This window comes from Vibrio sp. B7, from assembly GCF_963888765.1.
Taxonomy (GTDB): domain Bacteria; phylum Pseudomonadota; class Gammaproteobacteria; order Enterobacterales; family Vibrionaceae; genus Vibrio; species Vibrio anguillarum.
Genome location: NZ_CAWPKR010000038.1, coordinates 43,563 through 56,241 on the forward strand (window position 1 = coordinate 43,563; position 12,679 = coordinate 56,241).

The following is a 12,679-nucleotide window of genomic DNA, read 5'->3' on the forward strand; positions in this document are numbered from 1 at the left end:
TTGTTCGCTTGGATTGTTACTTCTTATAATAGATTTAATTGGGTTAATCAGCCGCAACGCCGGCGGCTAAATAAGGAATAAGTAAGTCGACGACGGCTTTGGCATCCACTTGGTTGCCAAAATCACTTTCGGCAATCTCAGCCAATGCTTGGCTTGACGCCATGGTAAAAACACACGTGCCTAGCGTGAAGTGCAAACGCCAGAATAGAGTTTCAGGCGTCAGTTTTGGGTTCGCCTTCATCACTGACTGAGTAAACAGTGACAATACATCGTTGTAGCGTGTGGTGATAAACCAACGCAAATGACCTTGCACATCGGTATAGCCGCGACCAATCAACAACATAAAACGGCTGGTACCATTGGGCCTAACATCATTCAACGCACGTAATGGTGTACGCAATGACTCAAACACTTCCGACATTTGATATTCATCTTGGGAATTTAACTCCTGCAGCGCTTGTTGAACGGCTGGCATAAATGCTTCTAAATAACGATTCAACACTGCACGCACTAACGTTTTCTTATCACCAAAATGGTAGTTAACCGAGGCTAGATTTACTCCAGCTTTGCTGGTGATAGCTCGTAACGATGTATCGTTGAAGCCATGTTCAGCAAACAATCCCTCTGCAACATCTAGGATTTTTTCTTTGGTACTACTTCTTGGTGCCATTTCAATCACTCGTATCAAACAGGTGTTTGAAATATACTATCGACACAATTGATTAACAAGCAATTAACATCACATTTTTACGAAATGATCGGAGCTGAAGAGTAAAATAGAAGTAAGCTAATGAAAGATAAATATTTTAAAAATAAATTGAAAAAAATGGCTTTAAGATGGAACTGATTGTGAAATGCTCAGTCTCAATAAGTGTAGTTAGCAGAGCATTAAGAATTTTACAGGCCGTCAAATTTTTCTTCTTACTGTAACTACCGATATGCTGCTTTTTCTTATTAACTCCTATGTTTATTTGTATCCGCCCAGCGCCTTTTGCTCTGGGCTTTTTTTTGCCGCATGAGAGGCAAAGCAGTAACTGACGAGCGATAAAATCGGCCAACACTGCAATTTTTACTCAGGTCAGTATATACTACGGCCCTTTTCTGCTCGAAAATCATCATGAAACTGTCTGACACCCCCATAACGCAACATACTTTTTCCAATAACCGCTTCTATTTAAAACGTGATGATCAACTTCACAGCCATTTTTCCGGAAATAAAGCGCGTAAGTTCATGGCGTTATTGGATAGCGATCTCCCCGGCATCAACACTTTAATCAGCTATGGTTCGGCGCAATCGAATGCTCTCTATTCTCTGGCAGCTCTTGCGCGCATTAAAGGGTGGAAATTTGAGTTTTATGTAGACCACATTCCAACGTGGTTACAACAAAGGCCGATTGGCAACTATCGTGGTGCACTCGATTTAGGAGCGCACATCATCGAAGTTAGCCCCATCAATATAATGCCCCCCGAGCAGTATATTGATACGATCCGCCAGCCTGATGCTTCATGCTTAGTCGTACCGGAAGGCGGTCGCTCAAAGGTGGCCGAAACGGGCATTAAGCAGTTGGCTCTAGAAATTCTCAACTGGATGAGAATGGAGACAAAAACGCAATTCGTCGTTGCGTTGCCCTCCGGGACAGGAACCACTGCGATCTACCTGCAAAAATATCTAAAACCGCACGATATTGAGGTTCTGACCTGTGCTTGTGTAGGGGGAAATGACTACCTCATCCAACAATTTGACGAGCTTGAAGAGCGCCAGTACCCTACGATTATATCTACAGAGAAAAAGCATCACTTTGGACGATTGTACGAAGCCGATTATCGGATGTGGCAAAATCTACTTGAGCAGACTCATGTGGAATTTGATCTGTTGTATGATCCTATGATGTGGCAATGTTTGTTACCTTGGATGGAAGCTCATCCAGAAAAAACGGTGATTTATATTCATCAAGGTGGGTTACTGGGTAATGAAAGTATGCTGCCCCGCTATCAGCGGCAATTTGATTAACTACCTCACTATAAATTAGGAGATACACCATGCTGAAGTACTGTGTTTGGTTATTATTGATTGCTCCTAGCTTTGGCTACACGAAAGTAATCAATACCGCTTCGCTACCGGTTGTGGTGGCTACAGAAGGTAAAGCTTTGCAACGTGTTTGCTATTATAAGGACCAAGCTTATTCTATCGGTGCAGTGATTCAAGTCGGTGAGCTGTATATGATCTGCCAAGAGGCCAATGATTTTGAAACCAATGGCCCCTTAAGATGGGTGTTACTGACTCAACAAAAATAGTGAGAGGAGGATTAGTTTAAGCCTCCCATTAGGGTGTATTTCACTTCCAAATATTCGTCTAACCCCTGCTTTGCTCCCTCGCGGCCAAGACCTGACTCTTTGATGCCACCAAACGGTGCGACTGTAGTTGATATCAAACCTTCGTTAATACCAACAATGCCGACTTCCAGTGTCTCACTCAATCGCCAAGCCCGAGCCAATGACTGCGTATAGCAGTATGCAGCTAATCCAGAATCCGTGTGGTTTGCACGTTCAATCACTTCCTCTTCGTGAGAGAAACGGAACAAAGGTGCAAGTGGGCCAAAGGTTTCTTCTTGAGCCACCAACATCTCTTCTGTCATCTCAGTTAATACGTGAGGCTCAAACAAACGGCTACCGGCTTGAGGCAGAGTGCCATATTGCACTAAAGCGCCTTGCGCGGTGGCATCCGCAATATGTAATTTGACTTTAGCCACCGCCGCATCATTGATTAAAGGCCCCATTGTTACGCCCGATTCCAACCCATTTCCCACAATCAGCTTGCTGACTTTATCAACCAATTTTTTAACAAATTTATCGTACACGCCCTCTTGCACATAGATTCGATTGGCACAGACACAAGTTTGACCAGCGTTACGAAACTTCGCCACCATCACACCCTCTACGGCGGCATTAATGTCGGCATCATCAAACACAATAAAAGGGGCATTACCACCCAGCTCGAGCGACAACTTTTTGATGTTGTGCGCGCACTGTGCCATTAATATTTTCCCCACTCCTGTTGAGCCAGTAAATGAGAGTTTCCGTACCACTTTGCTGCTGGTTAATTGTTGCCCGATTGCGATTGCCTCTCCGGTCACCACTTGCAATAAGCCAGCGGGAAGCCCAGCACGATGCGCCAATTCTACCAAAGCAAGAGCCGTAAAAGGCGTATCTGGTGCTGGTTTGAGTACCACTGCGCACCCAGCCGCAATCGCTGGAGCACATTTACGAGTCACCATAGCCGCAGGGAAATTCCAAGGCGTGATCGCAGCAACCACACCAATAGGTTCTTTCGATACCAGTATTCTTGCATCCGATTTATGACTCGGAACAAGCTCACCATAAGCTCGTTTTGCCTCTTCGGCATACCATTCGACAAAGCTGGCAGCATAGCTGATCTCGCCTTTCGCTTCCGCTAAAGGTTTGCCTTGCTCGTTGGTTAAAATCAGTGCCAGATCATCGCTGTGTTCAACAATCAATTCATACCAAGCTCTAAGCACTCTCGCTTTATCCGCCGCTGGCTGTTTTTTCCACAGTTTCTGCGCAAGCTCTGCACCCTCAATCGCTTGTTGGACTTGCGCACTATCTAGCTGCGGAACCGTTCCAATCAGAGTGCCGTCATAAGGGTTGTAAACGGTTGAGGTGAGCGAGTTGGATGCACAAACCCATTGACCATTGAGATAACATTGTTGTTTAAAAAGTTGAGGATCACGAAGCTGCATGACGATGCTCCTAGCGATAATATGGGGGGAGAAGCACAGGGTAAAAGGAAACTGAGTCAGGTTCAATTGATAAACGGTATTATTCAGGGATTGCGACTATCTACTCATGAATCAGCCTCGACCCAGCCGCTTCCTATGCAGAAAAATGGCGTTAACTCACCACGTCTTCCACTGTAAAAACTCCCCTTAAGGGATCAATGTTTTGGCAATAAGTGTTACCAACCACCTCTTTCGCTTGATACATCGCCTCATCAGCTAAGGCCATTAAATGGTGCATACTATTGGTTTGTAAGGGGAAGTAGCTGATACCGACACTAACACCAACGGTTAGGCTTTGCCCTTCAAACTCAATGGGCAGCCCTAAGCATTTGATGATTTGTTTGACTTTCTCTGCGACAAAGTCGTACTCATCAATCAGATCGAGGCACACTACAAATTCATCACCGCCAAGCCTTGCCGCAAAATCAGATTGGCGGATACTGGCCTCTAAGCGAATCGCGATTTGCTTTAAAATTTCATCTCCCGCGCAGTGGCCTTGAGTGTCGTTGATGGTTTTGAAATTGTCCAAATCAATGAAAAGCAGCGCTAACTTCACCTTGGTCCTATTGGCTTTAACGATGGCGTTATCCAACAACTTTTCAAACGCTCGCCGATTAAGTAACCCCGTCAACGAATCATGTTCAGATAGAAACTGAAGCTGATCTTTTTGGATTTTTAACTCTGAGGTTTGTCGCTCAACCTCTAATTGCAATTCATCTTTTGTCACGGTTGTCGTTTTTAGTGAGACCTTCATATGGTTAAAAAAGTCAGCCAAAGCTACAAATTCAATATCCAGATTAACTGGTTCAATCTTGCTTTCAAGGTCACCATACGTCAAAGCTAGGATACCTTGTTTAATTGACGCAAACCCTCTTTTGAAACGTTTCAAAATCAACCACGCAATGCCACTCACTAAGATTGAAAAAAATAATATTTTCAGTGCACTCAACATCAAGGTCATTTGTTGACTCTCAATGCTTTTTGCTAAGACTGATTTTTGTAAGTAAAACAACTCTTCAGTCATATTTTGCACGAGCATATTGTAACGTGAATGTAGCAGCCCTTTCGCACTAATTAAAGAGTTAATTTTTTCTTCATGGTATTGATTAGTAAGCTTTTTTTCTTGTTTCAGTAAGACAGAAAGGCTAGAGTTCATGCGTTGTAAGTTTTCAATATGTTTGCCCATCATCTTATGATTAAGCAGTCTCTTGGAGAGGCTTTGCTGAGCAATATCAACCTGGTCCAAACTTGATACATCAGAATACTGCAGGAAAATCCAAAGTTGGCTACGCAACAAATCCACACTCAATTGGATCTGCATAATATCTTCTAGATCTTTTTTTGTTTGCTCTTGTTCTTTAAGTAAGCCCCACAGAGAAAAAGTGATCAAAAGGATTAGAAATGCCGTGGATGCGAACAATAATGTCAATTTACGCACAATCGAACTGATCATTTTATCGATACCTTAGTACGTAGCACTTCCTCGATCGACTTGGAAGCAAGTACTGTCCGAAAATCCGGCTTGTCGCCCGTAACCATACCAGCCTCAATCGCCCATCTTGCTTGAAGCTGTAAATTAGATAAAAGTGCATTACCTAACGACAAACGAAATACATAATCATTCCAAGACCACTCGAGTTGGGGTAACGGAATATTTAAGGCCTGTGCAATCACCTCTCTCGATTGTTCAGGATTGAGGTTAATCCATTCATTAGCCTCTTTTAATGCACGTAATATTGCCACTATCTCGTCATGCGCCTCTTCGACGGTTGCTTTCATCGAAAGTAAATTAAACGACAAATGATAAATACCAGATAGCCCAAGGTTCAATACATCGGATGGTGCAGAGGTTTCAGTTTTATAACCGTAAGGTTCCCAAACAGAAATAGCATCAACTTGTGAGGAGAATAAAGAGTCATTTAGCGCTTCTGGTGGTAAATAGACTTTTTCAACAGCCATCTCTTTCAGGTCACTGGCAATCAACAATGAATCAAAGTAAAACTCACTGGCACTCGCCTTAACGATGCCTACTTTTTTACCTTCCAAATCACTCAGGTTAACAATGCCTAATCGCTCTAACGTGAGCAGCTTTAAATCGTTATCTGACTCAACAAAACTGGTTAATAGTGCAAAATCATTACGCTGGAAAAGCTTAAACATAACCACCGACTCAGAGGCAGTCGCATAGTCTACATTCCCACTAAACAAAGCTTGAGAACAGGCCACACCTCCAGAACAGGGCACTAGTTCGACATTCACCCCTTGTTGTTCAAAAAAACCCAAACTTTCGGCAATAATAAAGGAGGAAGAGAGTGGCGTTTGCGAAACCGCTATTCTTACTGCTTTACGCTCTTCAACACGGCTAGCATCATAAAAATGACCAAGTTGCCTATTAAAAATAGCAATAGTGACTACCAATACAACAATAGCCACTGCAACTTTATGAAATGTCTGAGCTTTGTGCTTTTTCGTAACCATAGCCAATAAGTGAAATTAGTTTTATATATGACAGTTTAGCTCTGAATTGGAATTATTTTTGAGTGAATGGCTATTTAATAACTTTTTAGCAGGGGATGCATTGAGATTGTTTAGATTAAACAGTGAGTTAAGCTTGAGTTAACATGGTATTTTACGCACAAAAAAACCGTAGACGATCGTCTACGGTTTAGAATATGGCGGTGAGCAAGAGATTCGAACTCTCGATACGTTGCCGTATACACACTTTCCAGGCGTGCTCCTTAAGCCACTCGGACAACTCACCAAATTATATTGTGGTTAGCGCATTTGGCTAACGAGGCGCTAATTTAATGATTCTATAGGATTAGGTCAAGCCAAAATAATAAAAAAGCCCACCACTTTGGTTCGTTTGACTACTTATTGACTTATTTGATGAAATTCAATACAAGCCTTTCTTCAGTGAGTGTCACGGTTAGGCGCTACGATGATAACCAGGGACACGGAACCAACGGCGGCACATATCTAAAAAATAGCCATAGAGAACGCCCATTCCACACGACACAATGGCATTGCTTGATACTGCGGTTATGATCTGCTCTGTAGATGCGCCTACAGCCCATAGAATGGCGGCATAGACCGGAGATTGAAATAGAACGTAAGCAACCAAATCCGAGACATTCTTCATTAAGCCAGTCTCAGACCATTGACGTCCCTGGCGCAGAATAAAGTCACGAAATACGCCATAAGGCCATGCTATTGCGATATTAACTGGGATAGACAGTGTACGTGATGCTAGCGACTGTTCGAAGGTCATTCCAGAGATGAAAATTTCAATGATCATGCCTGATATAAAACAAAAAACAACCATTGCAAATGTGTCCGCCGCAGCATGACGAATACAAAATGGGCCACGAGCTTTCATTACTTCCCTCTACACAATAGATATAACTATTAAATATGCCAATCAGCAATACAGATACCTAGAAAATAACAACAAGCTAGATAATGAGGGAATTAGAACACATATTCTGTAGATTTAGTGACCAATTTTAATTAACTTAGGTAAATTTATAACCAATTTTGAATCGGAAACTAGAATCTAACGCTATTCTTTAAATTCCTGTTACAACGCATTCTTACTAAATCTCAAAATGGTTATTTAATTACAAAAATCGGAAAGCAATACCGTTAGCAAATCGACTTGCTGCTGTGTAGGTAACTGGTGTTTTTCTAAGCTTGTTTGGGTATCGATTAGCACTTGATGAATATGAGTATTTTCAATCTCCGGCAACTGCTGTATCAAACGTTGAATCATGGCTAATGCAAGTTCTATGTTTTGATCTTCCACGGCCATATAAAACGTCACCAATGATTCCTCGGCTGAGCCTATCTTTAGCGGCATAGAGGACTCTGGATGATATTGATACAGTTTTTCGACAAATTGGAAAAGAGCATCATCTAATTCATTGTCATCAATGGGTTTGGTGACAATATAATCAGCGCCGGCCGACAACATTCGCTCACGAGTTTCTTTGAAAACATCAGCAGTACAACCAAAAATGAGCACATTACGTTGCTCCCCAACTAAGATCCGAATCGCAGACACCGCTTCTACGCCATCCATTACGGGCATATGGTTATCCATCAATATCAGGTCATAATTCCCGCCAACAACCGCTTGAATTGCCAATTCACCATTCTCAACACAATCGCATGTAAACCCTTTATTCTTCATAAAGGTTTCGATGATGATAGAGTTGGTCCGGTTATCTTCCACAATGAGAGCTTTCAGTCCTTGGTAATTAAGCTTGCGACGTGGCTTGACTTCAATGGTCCCGGGCGTCGTTGTTTCTATCGCTAGCATAACGTGAAAACTGGTACCAATTCCTAACTCACTGGTTACCGTGACTGTCCCATCCATTAGCTCTACAATTTGTTTTACAATCGCTAAGCCCAACCCCGTTCCACCAAAACGCCTTGTCGTCGATGATTCAGCTTGTTCAAATGGGCGGAATATTTTTTCCTGAGCCTCTTTTGCTATACCTATCCCCGAATCCCGTATCCGAATAGAAAGATACCGTTTATCTTCCATCTGCTGCTCTTTTAGAGTCACTTCGACAAAGCCGTGAGAGGTAAACTTGACCGCATTATTAAGTAAGTTAAACAGAATCTGTCTCAATCGTGCTTTATCTGAGTAATACCAGCGATCGTGAACAATATCGCTGTAAATCCTAAACTGCAGTCCTTTTTCATTGCATAAGGTATGGTAAACACTGTTAATACTACCAATCAGTAAATCCAAGGGGAAACGGGTGTTATCAAGTTCTAATCGCCCTTGTTCAATCTTGGAGAAATCGAGAATTTCGTTAAGCAGCACCATCATGTGCTCGCCAGACTCATACAGACTATTAAGGTGTTGCCTCTGTTCTGGGGAAAGCTCTGTTTTCAATAAGATTTGCGCGGTTCCTAAAACACCATTCATTGGAGTTCTGATTTCGTGTGACAGAGTTGCTAAGAAAGCACTTTTGGCTTGAGTGGAAGCTTGAGCTTTCACTTTTTCCGCTTCAAGATAAACGGTTTTTTGGTTAAATGAATCGATAAGCTGGCGGATCTCATCTTGGCTTCGATACGGCATATCGATAATACCGCCTTGTTTAGAATCACTCACTTTTTTGGCTATGATGGTAATCGGTTTGATCACATATTGATTGATCAAGTAATAACCGATCATAACGCAAACTAAAAGGATTGGAATGATACTCCGTTCGACATTCATCACCAGATCAAACACTTCGTCATTCACTAACCGATGGGCATTAATAACATCAACTCGCCATTCAAAATCACCAAAACCGAAATGACTTACGTTAGCTTCTTCACGTATTATAAAATTATGTTCAGTGATCAGGGAGCCCCCCGAATCACTTAAGGATACGCCAAGGTTATAAAGCTCCGCTTGACTGGCAATAAATGTGGCTAACCCCGCCAATGACAGATCGACTGTTGCTACTCCAGCAAATTCACCGTTAACGTAATAGGGCGATGAAGCCGTGATCATCTGAACGTGCGTATAGGCATCGACATAGACTTCTGACCATACCACACTACCGACAGGCTTCTCTTTTGCTGCGTTGTACCACACTTCGTTATCGTAACCATGCGCTTCTTGATTGTTCCAAGAATGCAATTTGTCGACTTGACCGTCAGCGGCTCGATTATAAAACAGGCTACTGTATCGCTGCGATGCATTAATACTGTAGGGTTTCGGCCATAGCCCACCACTGACGACAACATCATCAAGTATAGTGAACAGCGAAGAGAGCATTCTGTCTTGCTCAGCTTGGTTGGTTGCAGCTTGCCCAAGGCTGACAATGCTTTGGAGCACACCAATAGAACGGTTGAGAGGTTCGCGAATTTGGGCTGATAACACTTCTGCACGAAGATCTAAATTCTGTTTTAATTCAGCTCGTAGTGGCGCTTCGACAATCCAATAAGTGACGGTACCTGTGATCGCAATAAAAAAGCAGAGATAAAAAGAAAGGGCGATAATGCTCTTCTTCTTCAATGAAATAGGTGCTCTCATAAATCCTTTCAATTTTTTCTTTTGTGCAAATTATAGTGAATAATCTTAGCGAGCAATATGTTGATTGTTGTAAAACCTCACTAAAGCCAACAAATTATCAGCAAAATTCGCACATTGTATCGCTTTAACGTTAAAATGGCTGCAAATACACTCGGCAACTGATGGGATCTGCTGTGAATTTACAAGAACTCCTTACCCAACCCGAACTAGAAGATAAATTGCTTAATGAGGCCAAAACTCAAGGTTTTGTCGCATCCATGGCGTCAGCGCCTAACTTGCTCCCGCCAGAGGAATGGCTCCCTTTTCTATGGGGGGGAGAAGAGATCGCGCCATTTAGCGAAGGCAAACAGCTAGAAACCTATTTCCAACTGATCGTTGAAATGTGGAATGACTATCGCCCTGCTTTGCTCGAAAATCAATGGAGCTGGCCTGCAGGTTGCTCACTCGATGAACAAGAAATAGTGACTGAACATGTCCGTGATTTTTGTGAAGGTTTTCTTCAAGGTTGGCAACTTACGCGTGATGATTGGGAAACGTTAATGCCTGAAGATAGCCAAGATAATGCGCTACTTGGGGGCGTGCTCCTTTCGCTGAGTATGCTTTATGATCCGGAGACGTCCTTAGCAACACTTTCCCAACAAGGTATGCAAGGACTCGACCAGTTTGAAGAAATCTATCAGGCCATACCGGTGATGTTGTGTGGCTTAACGCAGCGCGGCGCTCAGTTGGCACTAGAGCAATAACTTTGTTTTTGAATAGTTTTATTTTCGAATAACGTTAATTTCAAATCAATTTGCTTGCGATAAAAAAGGCTCTGAATAAGAGCCTTTTTTCATCCACTACCACCGAAAGGAATTAGGCATTCCCTTTGACTTGCAAATTTAACTGTTCAGCAAAATCCAACATACGGTTTAATGGGATGAGTGATTTCACTCTCACGGCTTCATCGACGAAAATTTCGTGATCTTTACCGCCTTCCATAAGAGCTGACTCAATCGCTCGAAGACCATTCATCGCCATCCAAGGACAATGCGCGCAGCTTCGGCATGTTGCCCCTGCTCCTGCCGTCGGTGCTTCAATCAATTCTTTCTCAGGGACTAACTGCTGCATCTTAAAAAAGATGCCTTTATCGGTCGCCACAATCATTTTCTGTTGAGGTAAGGATTTTGCTGCCTTAATCAACTGGCTTGTAGAGCCTACAGCATCCGCAAGTTCTACCACACTGGCTGGTGATTCTGGATGCACAAGGATGGCTGCATCAGGATACAGTGCTTTCATCTTACGCAATGCATCGGCAGAGAACTCGTCGTGTACTACGCATTCACCTTGCCAGAGCAACATCTTTGCGCCCGTTTTTTTCTCGATGTATGAGCCTAAATGGCGATCTGGCCCCCAAATTATGGGTTTATCTTCCGCATCTAAGTGCTCAACAATATCAAGTGCAATGCTCGATGTAACCACCCAATCGGCACGAGCTTTGACCGCCGCCGATGTGTTTGCATACACAACAACGGTATGATCTGGGTGTGCATCACAAAATTCTGTGAATTTATCGGCAGGACACCCCAGATCCAAGGAGCATTCTGCTTTTAAGGTTGGCATTAAAATGCGTTTTTCAGGGGTTAAGATTTTTGCTGATTCGCCCATAAATCGCACACCAGCGATGATCAATGTACTGGCAGGATGGCGATTACCAAACTTGGCCATCTCTAATGAATCACCAACAAAACCGCCGGTTTCTTCAGCGAGAGCTTGAATTTCAGGATCGGTATAGTAATGCGCAATTAATACTGCATCTTTTTCTTTTAAGAGTTGTTTGATACTTGCTGTATAGGCTTGTTTTTGCTCAACCGTCAGTGGAATGGGCTTTGGCGGAAATGGATAAATAGTTTCAATCGTATCTAATATGTGGCTCATTGCTCTTGCTCTACGCAACTTCCAAGAATCCGAGCATTGTACACCGCACCTAACGAAGGATCAAAAGCGATTCATAAAATAGTGCCGTCGAAGAAAGAGGCCACAAGGCCTCTTTTTATTAACTCAAATTGTTATCAATTCAAATTCTCTTTAGCAACCTTGGCAGACGCACTTGTAGGGTATTCATCCACAACTTGCTGATAATACTTATTTGCTTGCGCAGTATTATTATTGCGCTTGGCAATGTCACCTAACTTAACCAGCGCATCAGCACGTTTATTGGAGTCACTGTAAGTGAGCACGGCGGCAAAACTTTGTGTCGCTTCTTTATCCTGCTTTTTCGCAAAATAGAGCTGCCCTAACCAGTAATGGGCATTAGACGCAAAATTAGAATCTGGATAATCTTTTTGAAACTGTTGAAACGCTGCAATAGCACCACTGTAATCCCTTTTCTTCAGGATTAAATCAACCGCATTCTGATAGGCAGTTTGTTCATCAACATTGCTGCTAAACGTTCCTGCAATATCAGTGTCCGTTGTCGGCTGTGACGAACTTGCGGTTGTATTCTTCATTTCGCCACGTACGCGATCTAACTCGATAAAGAGTTCACGCTGACGCTGCAACATTTGCTGCATATCGTAGCTATTACGCTCTAACTGGCCACGTAGTTCGCTGATTTCAAGTGCCATATCATCGAGCTGCTGCTGCATTTTGAGTTGAACGCTATTACGGTTTTCAAGCAGACGTTCAAGACGTTGTACATTAGATTCAGATGATGATTGTTGAGCACGAGATGTGCTTGCTGAAGAGCTATTGCTAAGATCGGATACTGGAGCTGGTGCAGCGAGTACTTGACCCGCTGCACTTGCCAGTAACGTAAGCGTTACAATTCGCTTTAAGTTACTGAACATGAGGCGATTCCTCG

11 protein-coding genes and 1 tRNA gene are annotated in these 12,679 nt (G+C 42.8%); 3 read left to right on the forward strand and 9 right to left on the reverse strand.

Annotated features, from left to right (window positions below; all coding sequences use genetic code 11):
* Positions 1–43 precede the first annotated feature (43 nt).
* Entirely contained in the window at positions 44–670 is a 627-nt protein-coding gene (locus AACV32_RS15155; RefSeq protein ID WP_038198255.1) for a TetR/AcrR family transcriptional regulator, read from the reverse strand.
* Positions 671–1,117: 447 nt separating this feature from the next.
* Between AACV32_RS15155 and AACV32_RS15160 the strand changes: the two genes are divergently transcribed.
* On the forward strand, positions 1,118–2,011 hold the full coding sequence (locus AACV32_RS15160) for a pyridoxal-phosphate dependent enzyme (RefSeq protein ID WP_170895421.1): 894 nt from the start codon (positions 1,118–1,120) through the stop codon (positions 2,009–2,011).
* 29 nt (positions 2,012–2,040) lie between these two features.
* Positions 2,041–2,295, forward strand: a complete 255-nt coding sequence (locus tag AACV32_RS15165) for a DUF1496 domain-containing protein (protein ID WP_010319042.1) — start codon at positions 2,041–2,043, stop codon at positions 2,293–2,295.
* Between the two features lie 11 nt (positions 2,296–2,306).
* On the opposite strand, the gene AACV32_RS15170 is transcribed toward AACV32_RS15165, so the two are convergent.
* The 6 genes from AACV32_RS15170 to AACV32_RS15195 all read right to left on the reverse strand — a co-directional run bounded on the left by AACV32_RS15170 (position 2,307) and on the right by AACV32_RS15195 (position 9,837).
* Positions 2,307–3,758, reverse strand: coding sequence for an NAD-dependent succinate-semialdehyde dehydrogenase (locus AACV32_RS15170; RefSeq protein ID WP_373568412.1), 1,452 nt, complete (start codon positions 3,756–3,758; stop codon positions 2,307–2,309).
* A gap of 151 nt (positions 3,759–3,909) precedes the next feature.
* Complete coding sequence (locus AACV32_RS15175; protein WP_017050369.1) at positions 3,910–5,250, reverse strand: diguanylate cyclase domain-containing protein; 1,341 nt, start codon at positions 5,248–5,250, stop codon at positions 3,910–3,912.
* Positions 5,247–6,281, reverse strand: coding sequence for an ABC transporter substrate-binding protein (locus AACV32_RS15180; RefSeq protein WP_017050370.1), 1,035 nt, complete (start codon positions 6,279–6,281; stop codon positions 5,247–5,249). Before AACV32_RS15180 ends, AACV32_RS15175 begins: the two co-directional genes overlap by 4 nt.
* Positions 6,282–6,470: 189 nt before the next feature.
* Positions 6,471–6,558, reverse strand: a tRNA-Ser gene (locus AACV32_RS15185).
* A 168-nt stretch (positions 6,559–6,726) separates the two neighbouring features.
* Positions 6,727–7,176: an L-alanine exporter AlaE gene (locus AACV32_RS15190; RefSeq protein ID WP_017042265.1), complete on the reverse strand. Its 450-nt coding sequence runs from the start codon at positions 7,174–7,176 to the stop codon at positions 6,727–6,729.
* A gap of 237 nt (positions 7,177–7,413) precedes the next feature.
* Positions 7,414–9,837 carry a hybrid sensor histidine kinase/response regulator gene (locus tag AACV32_RS15195; protein ID WP_212752751.1) on the reverse strand — a complete coding sequence of 808 codons (2,424 nt, stop codon included), beginning with the start codon at positions 9,835–9,837 and terminating at the stop codon, positions 7,414–7,416.
* A gap of 161 nt (positions 9,838–9,998) precedes the next feature.
* On the opposite strand from AACV32_RS15195, the gene AACV32_RS15200 reads away from it, so the two are divergent.
* Positions 9,999–10,580, forward strand: a complete 582-nt coding sequence (locus tag AACV32_RS15200; protein ID WP_013856580.1) for a UPF0149 family protein — start codon at positions 9,999–10,001, stop codon at positions 10,578–10,580.
* 112 nt (positions 10,581–10,692) lie between these two features.
* On the opposite strand, the gene nadA is transcribed toward AACV32_RS15200, so the two are convergent.
* On the reverse strand, positions 10,693–11,754 hold the full coding sequence (gene nadA / locus AACV32_RS15205; protein ID WP_026028138.1) for a quinolinate synthase NadA: 1,062 nt from the start codon (positions 11,752–11,754) through the stop codon (positions 10,693–10,695).
* 134 nt (positions 11,755–11,888) lie between these two features.
* The gene (gene ybgF, locus AACV32_RS15210; protein WP_019280925.1) at positions 11,889–12,665 is read right to left on the reverse strand and encodes a tol-pal system protein YbgF; all 777 of its coding nucleotides are present in this window, start codon (positions 12,663–12,665) and stop codon (positions 11,889–11,891) included.
* Positions 12,666–12,679 lie beyond the last annotated feature (14 nt).